Raw genomic sequence first — 18,846 nt, forward strand, 5'->3', positions numbered from 1 at the left:
CCCTTTTACTCTCCAGAACTAACTTCACCTCTCACGATGGGCGCTAACCATTCGCAGAGCGCCTCGTGAGCCGCTCTTCGCTCTTCAAAGTACGCATGCTTGTTATAAACCCGGTCCGTCCGGTTGCCGGGCAGCTGATTCAGGCAGCGCTGGGCCAGATTGTCATCAAAGCCGAGCTTACCCAGTTTCGTACGGGCCGTGCCGCGAAGATCGTGGACGCGGCGCTTGTCAAATGAGAAGAGCTTTTTCTCAAAGAGCTTCTTGAGCGCATGGTTGAGCGTATTCTCGCATACGTGCGGAGTCCGTGCTTTTTTGCTGATCCTGCGAGCTGGGAAGACCCACTCACTCCCACAGGAGCGTACTTTCAGTTCATTCAACCATTCCACGGCGGGTTCCGCCAACGGGATATCGATGGCCCTTCTCTTTTTGGTCCTTTCCTCGGGCAGGTACCAGATACGGTTCTCCAGATCGAATTCCGACCAAGGCGCGGCCAAAAGCTCCATCTTTCTCGTACAAGTCGCTATCAGCAACGCGCAGGCCAAGTAGTTCTCTCGACTGAACTGCGCCGGAATCACCCTAAGTTTGGTAAAGAACTCGGTGACTTCGTCTTCATTCATTGGGTAGTTGGCGGCCTTCTCCTCTCCGCCGGCGTCCCTGGGACGGAATGGCGAGGCCGGATTGAACCTGGTGACGTCCAGTTTGATGCCATGATCAAACAGATTCCTCAACAGACGCATCAAGTCATTTGAGAGGGTTGGGCGGGGCTTATTGTCGTCATAGCCATTGGCCACGTCGCGCAGAATTTCACTGATATCCACTGGCCGGATCTTTTCCAGCTCCACCTTCCCGATGCGCCAGGCCACCTCGCGTTCGTACAGGCTCTTCTCTTTATGGTGGGACGCGATTTCTCGTTTGCGAAGCTCGTAGTAGTCCGCGTACAGGTCATTGAGCGTTTTGAAGGGGTTTTGGTTGACCTTCTGCCGCTCCTGAACCGGGTCAGCACCCTCACGCTTGATCGCCAACCTCAGCTTCGCCGCCTCATCACGGGCGTCGGCCAATGACCAGTCGTCCACCTTGCCGATGGTGTATTCGCGCCGGAGCTTGGTAGCTGGGGTGGTATAGCGCAGCATCCAGTAGGCATCGCCGCGCTTCGGGGTCATGAGGTAGAGACCATTGCCATCGGCATGCCGCACGGATGGCTTCTCTTTGATCAGTTTCTTGACGGTCTTGTCGTGTAGCTTGCCCACTTTCCTGCCTTAAAAAAATTGGGGAGTACAATCTCGCCGATACAATATAGCGAGAAAATACTCCCCAATCTACTACCCATCACTACCCAAACTTGGCAGAACTTACACGAACATTATGAGCGTCAAAATTACATAACTATTTGATTTATAATGCCATCAAGAACAACGTCGAACCCCCAAGAACATCACTCAATATTCTGCACCTGTTCCCGCATCTGCTCGATCAGCACCTTGAGATCCACCGCAATACGGGTAACCGCCGCATCAATACTTTTGCTGCTAAGGGTGTTGGCTTCGCGGTTCAGCTCCTGCATCAGAAAATCCAGGCGCCGGCCGATGGCATCGTCGTTCTTCAGGGTGTCGGTGACCTCACTGATGTGGGCTTCCAGCCGGTCAAGCTCCTCAGCCACATCACTTTTCTGGGCCAGCATGACCATTTCCTGGGCCACACGCTCCGGATCCAGCTCCACTTTCGCCTTCTCGAACCGGTCTTTCAGATTCCGCTCCTGGGCGGCCAGCAGTTGCGGCATTTTCTCACGCACCTCAGCCACCAGCTTACCCATGGTGGCCAGACGATCCTCGAACAACGGCCTCAGGCGCTCGCCTTCCCGTTCGCGCACACTCGTCAACTCAGCCACGGTATCGGCAAACAGATCTGCCGCTGCCTCCTTCGCCGCGCTGTAGTCCTTTTCGGGCAGAGACATCACCCCCGGCCAGCGCAGAATATCGAGCGCATTGATGTGGGCCGGGTTATCCAGCATACGGTTGATATGATTGGCCGCCTCGTTCACAGCTCGGGCCATCTCATCACTGATTTCAAAGCCCTGGACATCACTCTCGGCCGACTGCAGGCGCATGGAGACATCGACCTTGCCCCGCTTCAAGCCCTGCTTGCGCAATTCCTCCCGAAACCGGTTCTCAAGCTCACGAAAAGCCTCCGGCAATCGGAACGAAGGTTCCAGATAGCGGTGATTCACGGTACGAATCTCACAAGTAAGAGTACCCCAGTCACCCTGGGCGTCCTTGCGGGCAAAAGCAGTCATGCTGCGGATCATAGTGACTCCAGTGTTCGTCAAAGGAACATCGAGTTTAACAGGCAAACACCCGGAGCGGCGAACCCGACCAAAGGGGCACGCAGCCTCCCCCGCCGGGCGCTTGCTACGTGCTATACTCGTTGCCCTTTCAAAACGCCCGACCGGCACCAGCCGGACATTCATATTCAAAAACAGGACACACTATGCGACCAAGCGGCAGAACGCCTGAGCAACCCAGAGACGTCCGCATCACCCGGAACTACACGCGCCACGCCGAAGGCTCGGTATTGGTGGAATTCGGCGATACCAAGGTGATCTGTACTGCCTCTGTCGAAAACAAAGTGCCACCGTTCCTGCGCGGCGAAGGCAAAGGCTGGATCACCGCCGAGTACGGCATGCTGCCCCGCTCCACCGGCAGCCGCATGGGCCGGGAAGCTGCCCGTGGAAAACAGGGTGGCCGCACCGTGGAAATCCAGCGCCTGATCGGCCGCAGCCTGCGCGCCGCAGTGGACCTCGAAGCGCTGGGCGAACACACCATCACCATCGACTGTGACGTGATCCAGGCCGACGGCGGCACCCGCACTGCTGCGATCACCGGTGGCTGCGTGGCCCTGGTAGACGCGCTGAATCACCTGGTAAAAGAGAAACGCCTGAAGAAATCACCTCTCAAACAGATGGTGGCGGCGGTATCTGTCGGTGTCTACAGGGGCACCCCGGTAGCCGATCTGGACTACCCGGAAGACTCCGAAGCTGAAACTGACATGAACGTGATCATGACCGATCAGGGCGGCTTCATTGAAATCCAGGGAACTGCGGAAGGTGCGCCGTTCGAGCAGGCAGAACTGGACGCCATGCTGGCGCTGGCAAGGAAAGCGATTGATCAGTTGTTTGAACTGCAGAAAGAAGCTTTGAGCGCATAGGCCTGACGGCCTACTGAAAGCTAGCGGGTTCGGAGGGGGAAGCCTTTCCGGGACCGTCTCCGGCCAGGGATGGCCGGAGACGAGCGCACAGGGATGTGCTTGTAGCGTGTTCCGGAAAGGCTTCCCCCCTCCGGACACGCGACCGACTATCTCAAAGCTTAGAAGCCGATTTCGATATCGTAATCCATGATTACAGGGGCATGATCAGAGAACCGGGTCTCGTCATCAATCCAGCCATCGCGAATGGTCTTGCGAATACCCGGCGTCAGCAGGTGATAATCCACCCGGATACCCGCTTTCTTACGGGAGCCTTCGGTCTGCTCCGGCCACCAGGTGAACTGATTGCTCTGCTTGTTGATCTCGCGGAACGCATCAATACAGCCCATCTCATCAAACAAACGATCCAGCCACGCACGCTCATGGGGCAGGAAACCGGAGAAATCGGTCTTGTGATAAAGCGGGCTGGCGTCGGTTACATGGTGAGCGGTCTGCAGATTCGCGCATAGAATAAACTGACGACGTTTGCGCAGGGTTTTCTGCATATGGATGCCAAAGGCTTCCATGAACTCGTCTTTGTGATCCAGAACCGTAAGGTCGTCTTCACCGATCAGTTCTTCCTCGCGGCCGAGGGCACAGGGCGCGAGCACGCAGGCAACGGAAACCTTGTCGAAGTCGGCCTGGATAAAGCGGCCTTCCCGGTCTGCCTGCTCATTGGCAAAGCCATACATAATGGCTTTCGGGAAATGACGGGTGTAGATGCCGACACCACCGTGCTCGTTCAGTTCACCATCAATGAAATAGGCCTCGTAGCCTTCCGGAATCAGGTTCCTGTCTTCAATTTCGTAGGCGCGCATGCGGTGGTCCTGCACACAGACCACATCAGCGTCCTGTTCGGCAAGCCAGTCAAAAAAACCCTTTTCAACAGCCTGCTCAAGACCATTGACGCTGATTGTTACTACCCGCATACGTGTTCCCTGATTCGGTTTGTGTGTATGATACCGTTTTTACGCTTTAATTAAAGATCAAACCCCGCCAGAAGCCTTGCCATGCATGACTATCAGCAAAAATTCATTGAGTTTGCCATCCAGCGGAATGTGCTGCGTTTTGGAGAATTCACACTCAAATCCGGGCGCACCAGCCCCTACTTCTTCAATGCCGGACTGTTCAACACCGGAAACGACCTGCTTGAGTTAAGCAAGGCCTATGCCGCTGCGATAGCACGCAGCGGGCTGGATTATGACATCATTTTCGGGCCTGCCTATAAGGGCATTCCGTTGGCCACGGGAACCGCCATGGCACTTGCAACAGACGGTAACAGCAAACCTTTTGCCTTTAACCGCAAAGAAAAGAAAGATCATGGTGAGGGTGGCAATATTGTTGGCGCCCCACTACAAGGTAAGGTACTGATTGTTGACGACGTGATTACCGCAGGCACGGCCATCCGGGAATCTATCGACATCATCCGGGCCGCCGGAGCCGAACCGGCCGGCGTGCTGATTGCCCTGGACCGACAGGAAAAGGGCAACGGTGAACTGTCCGCCATCCAGGAAGTCGAGAAAGAGTTCGGCATCCCCGTTGTCAGCATCATTCGTCTTGAACAGGTACTGGACTACCTGAAGGCCAATCCGGAATTTGCCGGCCATGCGGAGAACGTGGCCAGCTACCGGGACCGCTACGGAGTCTGATGAATGCGTCACCATCTGACCGTTTCTCCTGTTGTTGCCGGCGTTGCGGCCTTCGGACTGCTGTTTGCGGCCGGCGCCCAGGCAACCATGTACCGTTACACGGATGAAAACGGACGGCTGGTTATCAGCAACACCATTCCCCAGGAAGCGACCAAACGTGGTTACGATATCCTGAGCAACAACGGCCGGGTGGTCGAAACCATTGCCCCCGCCCCCACCGCGGAAGAAATCGCCGCCCGGGAAGCCGAGAAAGAGCGCCAGAAGCAACTGGAACTCCAGCAGGAGCAGGATCGTCTGCTCCTGAAACGCTTCAGCCATCCGGATCAGGCTGTGCGCGCCATGCATCGCAAGATCCGCGAACTGGAGGGCATTATCCAGCTGAAGCGCGGGAACATTTCAGTAATTTCCAGCCAGCTCGACAGCGAGCAGAGCCGCGCGGCGGATATGGAGCGCGCCGGCCGGGACATCCCGGAAACGACGCTGGAAAAAATCCGCAGGCTCGAAGCCCAGATTCGAGATATCGAGCGGGAGATTTCCGCTCAGCGGCAGGATATCGGCGAAATGAAAAGGGCCTACGAAGAAGACATCAAGCGTCTGGAAGAAATCACCGGGGAGACACGAACACTCCCCCTGGAGCCGGAAGAAAACTAAGCTCCACTAATGACAAAGGGCGCTCAACCGAGCGCCCTTTGCGTATGACTCACCAACTCGTCGAATCAAGCAGTGGCGGCAGTGGTTTTCTTGGCCGCAGGCTTGCGAGCAGTGGTCTTGCGCGTAGCCGGCTTCTTGGCCGTTACGGACTTCTTGGCATCCTGAGCGGCCTCTGAAACATCGTCGGCTGCCTCTGAAACAGCGTCCGCACCTTCGGCAGCTTCTTTTTCCAGCTTCGCAACCAGCTCAGCGGCGAAGTTGCCAAAGCGGGAGTTCAGCGAACGCAGCTGCTCGAACAGGTTCTCGGAGTAGCCGTTGTAACGCTTGCGCAGGGTCTTTACGCTGTACTCACGCGCTTCCGCTTCCAGCTTTTCTGCATAATCAAACGGCTTGGACGCCAGCTTCTTCTGCTGCTCTTCAGCCGCGTTGATGCCTTTCTCAACGATGTCTTGCAGCTGTTCCTGGTAGGATTTCAGTTTACCCATGGTGGTTCTCCCTGTTTTCCGAGTCGTTTCGGCACCGCGTTTTGCAGAGCCTTTGGTAACTTTCACCTACCAAAGTACGGCTAAAAATTAGAATGTTCATACTAAACACAGATAGGGGTTTTTACCGATTATTCACTTGATCACAGAATACTCGCTGGCATAATCGCACACTGTTTTAACGAAGCCCGTCTCCCGGTTGTATTCAGGCTCCATACGAACGAATACCAGAGGGCGCACCTGCAGCGCCCCGTATGCGAGTAGTTATGAAGAGAACGCTTTATCCCAGTCCGCTGTCACGAACCGCGGCCACACTCCTTTGTCTGTTTGCCATAGTTCTGGCCGGCTGCCAGGAAGACACGCGAGCCAGTAAACTGGATTCGAAACGCGCTTCGGAGGTGGCAGACAGCCGCCTCAAACAGGCGCAGGGCGACCTGCTTGCCACGCTCGGCCAAAGCCAGCCGGACGACCAGGAAACGCCACAGCCACCTGGCGCCGACATCCCGAAAACCCTGGTCTGGAATCCACCGCTCACCCGTGAAGACGGCTCAGCACTGACGCCTGGTCAGATTGCCGGTTACCGCATCTATTACCGACTGAAACATCAGGAGAGCTTCAGCGTCATTCCGCTGAACGATGGCAGCAAAACCCGATACACCCTGTCGGAGATGCAGCCCGGCGCCTACGAGTTCTCGATCACAACCATTGATGTGGATGGCCTGGAAAGCAGGCGATCAGATCCGGTTGAGGTCAACCTGATCTGACCGGAAGGACGGGTTACCAGCGGAAGATCACCCAGCTGGGCACAAGCAGGTCGGACTCGGTATCCTGAACCCAGCCACCGCCGTCGGCCGGCACCAGGTAGTATTCCGGGCCAATTTCAGGCACCACTTTGATCTCCATCAGCTGGCCATTCACCCGATACTCATAAAACACTTCTTTCTCGCCGGGGCGAATAACAATCTCCGCACCACCCTCCGGCGGCTGGTAATCGGAAATAACCACAGGTTCCTGAGGGGTAACCACCGGGGTGGCATCCAGAGCCCCTTCATCCTGGGCCAGCAACGGCGCGGAGAAGCAGCCCCACAGCAGGGCGGAACAGGCGAATCGTTTCATTTTCGTGGTACCCTTTGGTTCATCTTTCTGGCTAGAGTTGCACAAGCCAATCCACGCTTCAATCAGAATCCGGACCTGTTTTGATATGACTGAACAAACCAACCCTCCCGTGGTTCTGGTGGACGGATCGTCTTACCTGTTCCGTGCCTACCATGCCCTGCCGCCACTGACCACCAGCAAGAATCACCCGACTGGCGCCATCAAAGGCGTAATCAGCATGTTGCGGCGCATTGAACAGGACTTTCCGGGCTCGAAAACCGTGGTGGTGTTTGATGCCAAGGGCAAGACCTTCCGGCACGACATGTATGAGGAATACAAAGCCAATCGCCCCCCCATGCCAGATGATCTGGCGGTACAGATTGAGCCCATTCACGAGATTGTCAGGGCGATGGGCTTACCGCTGTTGATCGTGCCCGGCGTCGAGGCCGACGATGTCATCGGCACCCTGGCCCATGAAGCCACCAGCAAGGGCATCGATGTGGTCGTGTCTACCGGCGATAAAGACATGGCTCAACTGGTCAGCGACCACGTTACCCTCATCAACACCATGACCGAAACCGCCATGGACCGGGACGGGGTCGTTGAAAAGTTTGGTGTTACCCCGGAGCAGATCATCGATTACCTCGCCCTGGTGGGTGACAAAGTCGACAACATTCCCGGTGTAAACAAATGCGGCCCGAAAACCGCCGTCAAATGGCTACAGAGCTACGACAACCTCGACAACCTCATTGAGCATGCCGACGAGATCAAAGGCAAAATCGGCGAATACCTGAGGGAAGCAACCGACACCCTGCCCCTGAGCCGGGAGCTGGCCACCATCCGGACCGATGTGGAACTCGAATTCGGGCTGGAGGATCTTCAGGAACGCCAGCAGGACGACGCCAGTCTGTTGGAGCTCTTCAAAGAGTACGAATTCCGCACCTGGATCGCGGAACTGGAAAACGGCTCCTCATCAGACGACGGCTCCCAGAGCAGCCAACCACAGCCGAAACCTTCGGTGGAAAAGCAGTATCAGGTCATTACCGAGCAGGCGGACCTGGACCAGTGGCTGAAGAAACTCAAAGATTCCGATCTGTTCGCCTTCGACACCGAAACCACCAGCCTCCGCTACATGGATGCCGAAATTGTCGGCGTTTCGTTTGCTGTTGAGCCGGGAAAGGCCGCTTACGTGCCACTGGGCCATGATTATATGGGCGCGCCGGAGCAACTGGACCGCGACTCTGTGCTGGAACAGCTGAAGCCGTTGCTTGAAGACCCGAAACACAAAAAGGTCGGGCAGAACCTCAAGTACGACAAAAACGTGCTGGCCAACCATGATATACAGCTGGAGGGCATCGCCGAGGACACCATGGTGGAGTCCTACGTGCTGAATTCGGTCGGCACCCGCCACGACATGGACAGCCTGGCCCGAACCTATCTTGATGAAGAAACCATCACCTACGAATCGATTGCTGGCAAAGGTGCCAAGCAACTGACCTTCAACCAGATCGATCTGGAAAGCGCGGGGCCCTATGCCGCCGAAGACGCTGACATCACCCTGCGCCTGCACCAGACTCTCGCCCCGAGGCTGAAAGACACCGGCAAGCTGGAATCCGTCTACCGGGAAATCGACCTGCCGCTGGTGCCGGTGCTGTCCCGGATGGAACAGCGGGGCACCCTGATCAGTGCCAGCACGCTACGCCAGCACAGCCAGGAACTTGCAGAGCGCATGGCTGAACTGGAGAAGGAAGCCCACGAGGTTGCCGGCGAAGCTTTCAACCTGGGCTCCACCAAACAATTGCAGGCCATCCTTTACGACAAACTTGGCCTGCGGGTCATCAAGAAGACACCAAAGGGCGCGCCATCGACGGCCGAGCCGGTTCTGCAGGAGCTGGCCCACGAGCACGAACTGCCCCGGCTGATTGTCGAGCACCGCAGCCTGAGCAAGCTGAAGTCCACTTATACTGACACCCTGCCCGAGCTTATCCACCACCGCACCGGGCGAGTGCACACTTCCTATCATCAGGCGGTGACAGCGACAGGACGTTTGTCTTCATCGGAACCCAACCTGCAGAACATTCCGATTCGGACCCAGGAAGGCCGACGCATACGCCAGGCATTTATTGCCCCGAAAGGCTACAAGTTGCTGGCCGCTGACTACTCCCAGATTGAGCTTCGCATCATGGCTCACCTGTCTGGCGATAGAGGTCTACTGACCGCGTTCGAACACGGCGAAGACATTCACAAGGCCACCGCAGCCGAAGTCTTCGGCGTGACAGTGGATGAGGTAACCGGCGACCAGCGTCGGAGTGCCAAGGCGATCAACTTCGGGCTGATCTACGGCATGTCGGCATTCGGACTTTCGCGCCAGCTGGAGGTGGACCGAAAAACCGCCCAGGAATACATCGACCGGTATTTCGAGCGTTACCCCGGCGTACTCAAATACATGGACAACATCCGCAAACAGGCCCATGACGACGGCTACGTGGAAACGCTCTACGGCCGCCGCCTGTACCTGCCGGAGATCAACGCACGTAACAAGCAGCTGCAGCAGGCTGCCGAGCGCACCGCCATCAATGCGCCCATGCAGGGCACGGCCGCCGATATCATCAAGCGGGCCATGATCGAGGTAGACAACTGGCTGCGCAGCGAACACGCGAGCGATGCCTGCATGACCATGCAGGTCCACGACGAACTGATCATCGAAGTTCGCGAAGAAGCCGTAGACAAAGTCAAAGAAGGCCTGGTCAAGCGCATGTCCGCCGCCGCCAGCCTGGATGTGCCACTGCTGGTGGAAGCCGGTGTGGGTGACAACTGGGACCAGGCTCACTAAACACTCCGCAGCTTCGGATAACGCCCTGTTTCTGAACAACATCCTGCCTCCGGGCACAGAAACAGGGCAGGCTCTCCGCTCACACCCTCGCAGACACCAGTAAAGACGGCTATCGGCACAGAGGCACGAATTCTGCATTGTCCTCCGATGTCTCGGGGCCCTTCGCCCCATGCAGTGACACCAATGCGAGGTCCAAGCGATGAATTCCGCAACCAGCGAACGCAACTGGCTGTTCGACCCCAGTCTTCTGAAACTCGTGCATCAGTGCCGCCGGCTTATCCAGTCTGAATTCGGCGTAAAACTGCACCTTAACGAAGATGGCCTGGAGCAACACCTGGCCGAGTACGCCCGTAAAACCCGTTCAAAGCATCTGGTTCATACCTGGGAAGCGCTTAAGCAGAGAGTGCCGGAGCTGAATACCGCCAATATCGAAGAGGAAATTGCGCCACGGATGTACCGCGGACAACCCATAGCGGAGGAAGGTGCCAAAAAAGCTGCGGCGGAAATGCCGGGAACTGACTGCCCCCGGCAGAAAAAGGTGATCTACCGGGGCCAGGTGGTGGGCTGATTCCGGAAGGAATCAGCCTCAGAGGGCTATTCGAGAATCAGAAGGCTTTGCTGACTTCGAATGCGGCGCTCCAGGCGCTGAGTTCATACTTGGCCTTGTAATAGCTCGGGTCTTCGATATTGGTTCCCGGCAGATTCGCGACCTGATCCGGGTTTGCGTGCTGGTAGTTGCGCTCGGTGAACGAAGGATCGTCCGTGAACAGCAAGGTACCTACTGCAACATCCACAGTCCACCCGCTCTGGACATCCTTCCACTGCGCACCCAGGGTCAACCAGTGACGATCACTGGATGGAATCCTGGCGGTCAGGTAATCATCCACCGGAGACTCATCCCAGGCATAGCCAGCTTTCAGCGCCCATTCCGGGGTTGCCTGCCAGATGCCACCCACATTGAACTGCCAGGTGTTCTTCCACTCTTCGGTGATGTGGCTGAGGATAGCTCCTTCCTGGGGTGCATTGGTTACTGCACCACCGGATTCACGGCTGACGATGTCAAGCTCCTCGAAGCGACTCCACCGTGCATAAGTGGCACCAGCCAGCAGCGTAATGTCATCGGTCAGACGATGGCGAGCACCAACCGTAATAGCCTCCGGAATCGCCAGCGGTACCTCTACCTTTTCGCTCAGTGTTGTCGTCACACCGGGCTGCCCGGGAACCGGCACACCGCTGATTTCCGCGTCGCCTTTGAGTTCGAGCTCTGTGCCTGTCTGGGCACTCAAACCAAACTGTGTTCTGTCATCGAGTTCGTAGAGAAAACCCACACGGAAGGTAACACCAATATCGTCCCCTTCAATGTCCGCATATGGATCGTCCATCCCTGCCACGGTCTGGCGGGCGAACTGGTCAGCCTGAGCCATCGGTAGGCCCTGACCCAGCGCCGCTTGCAGAGCTTGCGGATACACTTGCCCGGCGAGGTCCTGAGAACGAGTCAGACGTCCTTCGGCATAAATAACGTTGAGGCCAATGCCCATTGAAAGGCCTTTGCCGTTGTTCACCGAGAGCGACGGAGTGAAAGCAATCGCCGTCAGCTCGGTCTTGTCAGCAAAAAACCGTCCGACGAAATCATCCTCATAGTCTGCCGCCAGGCCATAAGGAGCATGAATACCAAAGCCCACGTCGATGCTGTCGTTAACCTCATGGGTCATGTAAAAGTTTGGAAGGACAGCAGGATCCGCAATATCGCCGCCGAGCTCGCCGTCGGCCATAACCTCAACACCGGGGACATTGCGACGCGCTTCAGCGCGCTTTGCCTCAGCATCAATATCCAACACCGCCGCACCAAACGAAATATTGGTGCCGGAAAGCTGGCTCATACCGGCCGGGTTGAACAGAACCGTGGTGGCGTTCTCAGGGTTGGCGGCAGCGCCGGCATTGGCCACGCCCATCTGGCTGGCGCTCTGCTCGTTCAGGGAAAAACCGCCGGCCAGAACACTGGCTGGTGCTGCTATGACTGCCAGCGTCGCCAAACGGATCGCTTTTACGAGTGCGTTGGTATTTTTGTGCATGGTGTCTCCTTTTTTAGAATCGCGCGGAGTATACGCAGCACATGGCAACTGCCTCAAATGCCAAAGCTACTGGTTCGCGCCGCTAACCAATTACAACTTTGGTATTAGATGCCGCCCCCGGTGAACGGGGGCGGAAGACGAGGACGTCAGTCGTCCTGAATGGTGAGTTTGTCGACGGAGGAAGACAGCTTGTCTGCACCCTGGGCGTCAGCACCCAGCTTGATCATCAGGCGCAGATCGTTGGCGGAATCTGCGTGCGCGAGGGCATCTTCGTAGGTGATGGAGCCCTCGGCATACAGCTTGTACAGAGCCTGATCGAAGGTCTGCATGCCAGACTCGTTCGATTTTGCCATCAGCTCTTTGAGTTTGTGCACTTCGCCCTTGCGGATCAGGTCTGCCACCAGCGGGGTATTGATCAATACCTCGATAACCGCCTTACGCCCCTTGCCGTCCGGCGTCGGGACCAGTTGCTGGGCGACGATGGCCTTCAGGTTCAGAGACAGATCCATCCAGATCTGGTTGTGCTGCTCCGGCGGAAAGAACTGGATAATCCGGTCCAGCGCCTGGTTGGCGTTGTTGGCGTGCAGGGTGGCCAGACACAGGTGGCCGGTTTCGGCGAACTGAACCGAGTATTCCATGGTCTGGCGTGTCCGCACCTCACCAATCAGAATGACATCCGGCGCCTGCCGCAGAGTGTTCTTCAGAGCCACCTCAAAGCTTTCGGTATCAATACCCACTTCCCGCTGGGTCACGATACAGCCCTGGTGTTGATGCACGAATTCGATCGGGTCTTCGATGGAGATGATATGGCCGCGACTGTTACGGTTGCGATGGCCAAGCATGGCCGCCAGCGAGGTGGACTTACCGGTACCGGTTGCACCCACAAACATGATCAGGCCACGCTTGGTCATGGCCAGATCCTTGATGATCTCCGGCAGCGACAGATCGTCAATCTGGGGGATTTTCACCTCAATCCGGCGAAGCACCATGCCGCAAAGGTTGCGCTGGAAGAAGGCCGACACCCGGAAGCGGCCAATGCCCCGGGCACTGATGGCAAAGTTGCATTCGTGGGTTTCTTCAAACTCGGCGCGCTGTTTGTCATTCATGGCGCCGTAGACAAACTCCCGCGTCTGTTCTGGCGTCAGGGCATTCTTGGTAACGGGCAACACCTTACCGTTCACCTTCATGCTGGGAGGCACCCCTGCTGTGATAAACAGGTCTGAACCACCCTTTTCTACCATGAGCCGTAACAGTTTCTCGAATTCCATTTTTCTACCCAGTTTTCAGTATCAGAAGTTATCCGGCATCTTCGCCTTGGCCCGAGCAGCCTCGCGGGAGATCAGACCTTTCTGCAACAGGCGCTCCAGGCACTGGTCCAGCGTCTGCATACCCAGGGAACCACCGGTCTGAATGGCCGAGTACATCTGGGCGATCTTGTCTTCCCGGATCAGGTTCCGGATGGCGGCGGTGCCGATCATGATTTCATGGGCGGCAATACGGCCACCCCCCATTTTCTTCATCAGAGTCTGGGAGATAACCGCTTGCAGTGATTCCGACAGCATGGAGCGAACCATGGACTTTTCTTCCGCAGGAAATACATCCACTACCCGGTCGATGGTTTTCGCGGCGGAGGTGGTGTGCAGGGTGCCGAATACCAGGTGGCCGGTTTCAGCAGCGGTCAGTGCCAGACGAATGGTTTCCAGATCCCGGAGCTCACCTACCAGAATGATGTCCGGGTCTTCCCGCAGGGCCGAACGCAAGGCTTCGTTAAAACCCAGGGTATCCCGATGCACTTCCCGCTGGTTCACCAGACACTTTTTGGATTCGTGCACGAATTCGATCGGATCCTCAATGGTGAGGATGTGCTCGTAGCGGGTATCGTTGATGTAATCCATCATCGCCGCCAGGGTGGTGGACTTACCGGAACCGGTAGGCCCGGTTACCAGTACCAGACCACGAGGCACAGAAGAAATATCCTTGAAAACCTGGCCCATGCCCAGATCTTCCATGGTCAGAACCTTCGAGGGGATCGTACGGAATACCGCGCCAGCACCGCGGTTCTGGTTAAAGGCGTTAACCCGGAAGCGGGCCACGCCGGGGACTTCGAACGAGAAGTCGGTTTCCAGGAACTCTTCGTAGTCCTTACGCTGCTTGTCGTTCATGATGTCGTAGATCAACCCGTGCACTTCTTTGTGCTCCATGGGGGGCAGGTTGATCCGGCGCACATCGCCGTCGACACGAATCATTGGGGGCAAACCGGCAGACAGGTGCAAATCCGACGCACCCTGTTTGGCCGAAAAGGCAAGCAGTTCAGTAATATCCATAGGATTCCTCGGAGGGCTTTTTCTTTTAGTCCAGAAGCGGCAAACTCACATTATGAGCAGCATAGCAGACAACATCGGGAGCGTAACCCGACGCATACAAAAAGCAACATTGCAGGCAGGACGGGAGCCCGGCAGCGTGCGCCTTCTCGCGGTGAGCAAGACCCGACCGGCGGAGGATCTGAAGGCCGCTTTTGAGGCCGGCCAGATCGCCTTTGGCGAGAACTACCTGCAGGAAGCCCTGGACAAAATGCAGGCGCTCTCCGACATAGAGGGTATAGAGTGGCATTTCATTGGGCCGATCCAGTCCAACAAAACCCGCCAGATTGCCGAAGCCTTTGCCTGGGTTCACAGTGTGGACCGATTGAAGATCGCTCGCAGGCTCAGCGAACAACGACCAGAGACCCTGCCGCCGCTCAATATCTGTCTGCAGGTGAACATCAACAATGAGGACAGCAAGTCCGGCTGCACGCTGGACGAGCTTGATGAGCTGCTCGAGGCCATTGGCGAACTGCCCAATCTGCGCCTGAGGGGATTAATGGCGATTCCGGACCCGGACCAACCCGAGGCCGAGTTGCGGCTGAGTTTCCGGAAGCTGGCCTCCACCCTGACAAAGCTGCGGCAGGACCATCCTGAAGCCGGCCCACTGGACACCCTCTCCATGGGCATGTCAGATGATCTGGAAATGGCTATTGCCGAAGGTGCCACCTGGGTTCGTGTCGGTACGGCCCTGTTCGGCGCCCGCCCGGCCAAACACAGCCAGAGCTGAACGCTGCGGTTCCTGCTATCATCCGAACCAACGATTCAAACGATCAAGACCGGGAGTGAACCTTGAGCAGATCACCCACCATCTCTTTCATCGGCGCCGGCAACATGGCCAGCGCCATCATCGGCGGTATGCTGGATAGCGGATTTCAGGCCGGCGACATCTGGGTGAGCGCCCCGGATGACGGCCATCTTCAGTCAATTCGCAAACGTTTCGGCGTCAGCGTCACAACCGACAACCGCTATTGCGCCCAACAGGCGGACATTGTGGTGCTCGCGGTCAAACCCCAGGTGATGGGCGACGTCTGCCGGGACATTGCCCCGGTAGTTCAGAACACCCGCCCGCTGATGGTTTCCATTGCGGCCGGGCTGACGGCCGGCACACTAGATACCTGGCTTGGTGGCGGGCTGCCACTGGTTCGGGTGATGCCCAACACTCCGTCTCTGGTGGGCAAAGGTGCCGCCGGTCTGTTCGCCAACAGCCAGGTGAAAGACGATCAAAGAAATGCGGTACAGAAAGTGTTCGAGAGCATCGGCTCGGCACTGTGGGTTGACGACGAAAACCTTCTGCACAGTGTCACCGCCCTTTCCGGCAGCGGCCCCGCTTATTTCTTCCTGATGCTGGAAGCACTTGAGTCCGCCGCAACCGAAGCCGGCATTGAGTCCGAAACGGCTCGCGCCCTCGCCATTCAGACCATGGCCGGGGCCGCCGAGATGGCCGCGCGCAGCGAGGATGACCCCGGCCAGCTCAAACGCAACGTGATGTCCCCTGGCGGCACCACTGAACGCGCCATCAACACCTTCGAGGAAGGCGGCCTGCGCGATCTGGTGAAAAAAGCCTACAGCGCTGCCTTCGAGCGCTCACGCGAGATGTCCAGAGAACTGGCCGATAAACAGTAACCGATAACGGAGACTCAGCTTCATGCTGGCAGATATTGTTATTACGATCCTGCTGATTGCGTCCACTTTCTATATGACCATCGTTTTGCTGCGGTTTCTGTTGCAGCTGGCGCGGGCGGATTTCTACAATCCCATTTCACAATTTGTAGTCAAGGCCACCAACCCGCCACTGCGTCCCCTGCGGCGTTTCATTCCGGGCTGGGGCGGCATTGACGGCGCATCCCTGGTATTGGCGGTTTTAATCCAGGCCATTACCTTCTTCCTCATTCTGGTCGCACTGAACGGCGGCATTCCCGCCATCAATCCGGTTACTCTGCTGGTTTGGGCCGTACTGAACGTGCTCAGCCTGATCGTGAAGATCTACTTCTGGTCGGTCATTGCCGTGGTAGTGGTCAGCTGGATCGCCCCCCAGAGTGGCCACCCTGCCATTCAACTGGTGGCCCAGATCACCGAACCGGTGATGCGACCCGTGCGTAATATCATGCCCTCCATGGGCGGTCTGGATCTTTCGCCAATCATCGTGTTCCTGATTCTGAACGTGATTACCGTGGTCATTGATCACATGAAAGTGGCGGCCGGACTGGGCTCAATCGGGCTCGGAATGTAACACGCGTCTCGAATATACATTTCGTTACACAATACACTGATTTGTTACTATCGCCGGCTGACAATTCAACCTTATGAATTGTCAGCCTTTTTAATGAGAGACCCCGCCCCATTCCCTGAAATGCCGACTCGCGCACCCTCAAACATTAACAAAACAGGTTATTATTAAACGCATTTAATCTGGGCGAGCGATTGGCGACACGTGTTCACCATCACCGACTCACCCAGGACATACCCGGAAGTCGCGCAGAAGGATTATCCGATGAACCCGCAGGGAACTCTGTCGCAGCAGGTTGAGGCGTATCACAACTGGAAAAAGGAACTGATCCGGCAGATTGGCCGCTATCGGCTGTGGCTGCAGGATAACAACCTGTTTTCAGAAGACGTCAGCACCCGTATTCGTCACGGGCTGGAGCTGCTCATTGAAGATGAGCTGACCATTGCTTTTGTTGGTGAATACTCCCGTGGCAAGACGGAGCTGATCAACGCCCTGTTTTTCTCGGAATACGGCCAGCGCATGCTGCCATCCCAGGCCGGGCGCACCACCATGTGTCCGACCGAGCTGTTTTTTGATCGCAGCGCCAACCAGAACTATCTGCTTCTGCTCCCGATCGAAACCCGCACGGGTGAGCTGTCTCTGCAGCAGCTGCGCAAGAAGCCGGAACAGTGGATTCGGCATGAGCTCGACGAGCGCAATCCGGACGTCATGCGCGAAGTGCTGGCGGAAGTTGCCCGGATCAAGAGCGTGAGCCCGGAAGAGGCCCGGGAGCTGGGCTTCGACGAGGCCATGCTGGAACACGATCGCAATAATCCCGGTAATGTGCTGGTACCGGCCTGGCGTAATGCCCAGATCAGCATTCGCCACCCCCTGTTCGAGCGCGGCCTGCGCATTCTTGATACTCCGGGCCTGAACGCCCTTGGCTCGGAACCCGAACTGACCATCAGCATGCTGCCCCGGGCCCATGCCGTTATCTTTGTGCTCAGCGCGGATACTGGCGTCACAGCCAGTGACATGACTATCTGGAAAGAGCATATCGATACCGAGCACGCCGACCACCGGGCCGGCCGGTTTGCAGTTCTCAACAAGATCGACGTTCTATGGGACGACCTTCAGGGCGAGAAGCACACCCAGGAATCCATTGACCGTGTTCGCAACTACACCGCGGACCATCTGGGCATCCGCCAGCAGGACGTTATTCCTCTCTCTGCAAAACAGGGATTGCTGGCACGGGTTCGCAAAGACAACAACCTGTTCGACCGCTCCAACATCGGTAAGCTGGAGCAGCTGATCATTCAGCGCATCCTGATGCATAAGGAGCAGCTGATTACCCAGAACCTGATCAACGACTTGCTGGGAATGCTACAGAACAGCCAGGCGGCCATGCAGTACCGCCTGGATGCCCTGGAAGAAGAACGCCAGGCCTGCGCCGGCGCCACCCTCGACAAGGCCGCGCTGTCCCGGCTCGCGGAACGGGCCCAGAAGGATTATGACTTCTACTACAAGAAGCTGATCACTCTGCGTTCATCGCGTCGACTGATGGAATCCCAGGGTGACATGCTCACCAAGCTGGTCAGCGAAGATCGCTTTGAGCAGCACGCCAGCCAGGTACGGAAAATGATGTCGAAAAGCTGGACCACGGCCGGCATGAACCGGGCCATGGAACACTTTTTCGAACTCCTGGAGAGCGACCTCACTAACCTGCTGAGCGAAGGGCGGCTCGCGGAGAAAATGGTAGGCGCCATCTATCGCAGATACAACGAAGACACCCGCGCCCGGCACCTGGAGCCCATTCCGCTACGGGCCGGCCGGCATGTGATTGCCATTCGTGAATTGCGCAAGAAAGCCCGACGGTTCCGCAATAACCCGAAGAATCTGCTGTCGGAACAGTCAACGGTGGTCCGCCGCTTCTTCAATGTGATGGTGAGCGAGGCCCGTACGCTGCATGGCCGGGTGCGCAAAGATGTAGAGCGCTGGCCACACGAAGCCCTGCTGCCAATCATGCAGTTCTCCATGGAACAGAAACAGCTGCTTGAGCACCAGATCCGCCGCCTGCGCGACATGGTTCGCACCGATCGGGACAGCCGGGCCGAACGCCAGCGTCTGGATCATGCCACGGCAGACCTTCGCAAGCAGCTGGAACTGGCCGACGCCATGATGCGCCAGATTCGCAAGCCGGCGCCCACGATGATCCAGCAAAAAGTCGTCAATATTTCCGGCGCCATGTAACCAGGCAC

General features: G+C 57.1%; 18 protein-coding genes. 10 read left to right on the forward strand and 8 right to left on the reverse strand.

What is annotated here, in order from left to right; genetic code table 11:
• Positions 1 to 5: 5 nt before the first annotated feature.
• Positions 6 to 1,247 carry a tyrosine-type recombinase/integrase gene (locus tag ACSSVV_RS11830; protein ID WP_454106307.1) on the reverse strand — a complete coding sequence of 414 codons (1,242 nt, stop codon included), beginning with the start codon at positions 1,245 to 1,247 and terminating at the stop codon, positions 6 to 8.
• Between the two features lie 185 nt (positions 1,248 to 1,432).
• The gene (locus ACSSVV_RS11835) at positions 1,433 to 2,302 is read right to left on the reverse strand and encodes a YicC/YloC family endoribonuclease (protein WP_454106308.1); all 870 of its coding nucleotides are present in this window, start codon (positions 2,300 to 2,302) and stop codon (positions 1,433 to 1,435) included.
• A gap of 182 nt (positions 2,303 to 2,484) precedes the next feature.
• Between ACSSVV_RS11835 and rph the strand changes: the two genes are divergently transcribed.
• Positions 2,485 to 3,201 carry a ribonuclease PH gene (gene rph, locus ACSSVV_RS11840; protein ID WP_011784093.1) on the forward strand — a complete coding sequence of 239 codons (717 nt, stop codon included), beginning with the start codon at positions 2,485 to 2,487 and terminating at the stop codon, positions 3,199 to 3,201.
• 158 nt (positions 3,202 to 3,359) lie between these two features.
• Here the strand turns inward: rph and ACSSVV_RS11845 are convergent, their stop codons facing one another.
• Positions 3,360 to 4,166 (reverse strand): exodeoxyribonuclease III, encoded by an 807-nt coding sequence (locus ACSSVV_RS11845; RefSeq protein ID WP_183580139.1) that lies wholly within the window; start codon positions 4,164 to 4,166, stop codon positions 3,360 to 3,362.
• Positions 4,167 to 4,247: 81 nt separating this feature from the next.
• Between ACSSVV_RS11845 and pyrE the strand changes: the two genes are divergently transcribed.
• Positions 4,248 to 4,886 carry an orotate phosphoribosyltransferase gene (gene pyrE, locus ACSSVV_RS11850; protein ID WP_454106309.1) on the forward strand — a complete coding sequence of 213 codons (639 nt, stop codon included), beginning with the start codon at positions 4,248 to 4,250 and terminating at the stop codon, positions 4,884 to 4,886.
• 3 nt (positions 4,887 to 4,889) lie between these two features.
• On the forward strand, positions 4,890 to 5,537 hold the full coding sequence (locus ACSSVV_RS11855; RefSeq protein WP_278800481.1) for a DUF4124 domain-containing protein: 648 nt from the start codon (positions 4,890 to 4,892) through the stop codon (positions 5,535 to 5,537).
• A 65-nt stretch (positions 5,538 to 5,602) separates the two neighbouring features.
• Here ACSSVV_RS11855 and ACSSVV_RS11860 read toward each other — a convergent pair whose 3' ends face one another.
• Complete coding sequence (locus tag ACSSVV_RS11860; protein WP_206856130.1) at positions 5,603 to 6,022, reverse strand: hypothetical protein; 420 nt, start codon at positions 6,020 to 6,022, stop codon at positions 5,603 to 5,605.
• A 263-nt stretch (positions 6,023 to 6,285) separates the two neighbouring features.
• Here ACSSVV_RS11860 and ACSSVV_RS11865 point away from each other — a divergent pair, with 263 nt between their 5' ends.
• A complete protein-coding gene (locus ACSSVV_RS11865) occupies positions 6,286 to 6,783 on the forward strand; it encodes a fibronectin type III domain-containing protein (RefSeq protein WP_235853628.1) in 498 nt (165 codons plus the stop codon).
• 13 nt (positions 6,784 to 6,796) lie between these two features.
• Here the strand turns inward: ACSSVV_RS11865 and ACSSVV_RS11870 are convergent, their stop codons facing one another.
• Positions 6,797 to 7,135 carry a DUF2782 domain-containing protein gene (locus ACSSVV_RS11870; protein WP_011784087.1) on the reverse strand — a complete coding sequence of 113 codons (339 nt, stop codon included), beginning with the start codon at positions 7,133 to 7,135 and terminating at the stop codon, positions 6,797 to 6,799.
• Positions 7,136 to 7,220: 85 nt separating this feature from the next.
• Here ACSSVV_RS11870 and polA point away from each other — a divergent pair, with 85 nt between their 5' ends.
• Positions 7,221 to 9,947, forward strand: coding sequence for a DNA polymerase I (gene polA / locus ACSSVV_RS11875; protein WP_454106310.1), 2,727 nt, complete (start codon positions 7,221 to 7,223; stop codon positions 9,945 to 9,947).
• Between the two features lie 199 nt (positions 9,948 to 10,146).
• Positions 10,147 to 10,515, forward strand: coding sequence for a hypothetical protein (locus tag ACSSVV_RS11880; protein ID WP_011784085.1), 369 nt, complete (start codon positions 10,147 to 10,149; stop codon positions 10,513 to 10,515).
• 37 nt (positions 10,516 to 10,552) lie between these two features.
• Here the strand turns inward: ACSSVV_RS11880 and ACSSVV_RS11885 are convergent, their stop codons facing one another.
• The 3 genes from ACSSVV_RS11885 to ACSSVV_RS11895 form a co-directional block, all read right to left on the reverse strand.
• Complete coding sequence (locus ACSSVV_RS11885) at positions 10,553 to 12,019, reverse strand: OmpP1/FadL family transporter (protein WP_011784084.1); 1,467 nt, start codon at positions 12,017 to 12,019, stop codon at positions 10,553 to 10,555.
• A gap of 146 nt (positions 12,020 to 12,165) precedes the next feature.
• The gene (locus ACSSVV_RS11890; protein WP_011784083.1) at positions 12,166 to 13,287 is read right to left on the reverse strand and encodes a PilT/PilU family type 4a pilus ATPase; all 1,122 of its coding nucleotides are present in this window, start codon (positions 13,285 to 13,287) and stop codon (positions 12,166 to 12,168) included.
• A 21-nt stretch (positions 13,288 to 13,308) separates the two neighbouring features.
• Positions 13,309 to 14,343 carry a type IV pilus twitching motility protein PilT gene (locus ACSSVV_RS11895; RefSeq protein WP_011784082.1) on the reverse strand — a complete coding sequence of 345 codons (1,035 nt, stop codon included), beginning with the start codon at positions 14,341 to 14,343 and terminating at the stop codon, positions 13,309 to 13,311.
• A gap of 52 nt (positions 14,344 to 14,395) precedes the next feature.
• Here ACSSVV_RS11895 and ACSSVV_RS11900 point away from each other — a divergent pair, with 52 nt between their 5' ends.
• The 4 genes from ACSSVV_RS11900 to ACSSVV_RS11915 all read left to right on the forward strand — a co-directional run bounded on the left by ACSSVV_RS11900 (position 14,396) and on the right by ACSSVV_RS11915 (position 18,838).
• Positions 14,396 to 15,109 (forward strand): YggS family pyridoxal phosphate-dependent enzyme, encoded by a 714-nt coding sequence (locus ACSSVV_RS11900; RefSeq protein ID WP_011784081.1) that lies wholly within the window; start codon positions 14,396 to 14,398, stop codon positions 15,107 to 15,109.
• 62 nt (positions 15,110 to 15,171) lie between these two features.
• Positions 15,172 to 16,005 (forward strand): pyrroline-5-carboxylate reductase, encoded by an 834-nt coding sequence (proC, locus tag ACSSVV_RS11905; protein ID WP_011784080.1) that lies wholly within the window; start codon positions 15,172 to 15,174, stop codon positions 16,003 to 16,005.
• Positions 16,006 to 16,027: 22 nt separating this feature from the next.
• Positions 16,028 to 16,612: a YggT family protein gene (locus ACSSVV_RS11910; protein ID WP_011784079.1), complete on the forward strand. Its 585-nt coding sequence runs from the start codon at positions 16,028 to 16,030 to the stop codon at positions 16,610 to 16,612.
• Between the two features lie 261 nt (positions 16,613 to 16,873).
• On the forward strand, positions 16,874 to 18,838 hold the full coding sequence (locus tag ACSSVV_RS11915; RefSeq protein WP_011784078.1) for a dynamin family protein: 1,965 nt from the start codon (positions 16,874 to 16,876) through the stop codon (positions 18,836 to 18,838).
• Positions 18,839 to 18,846: the final 8 nt, after the last annotated feature.

It is taken from the genome of Marinobacter sp. MBR-105 (assembly GCF_053628895.1).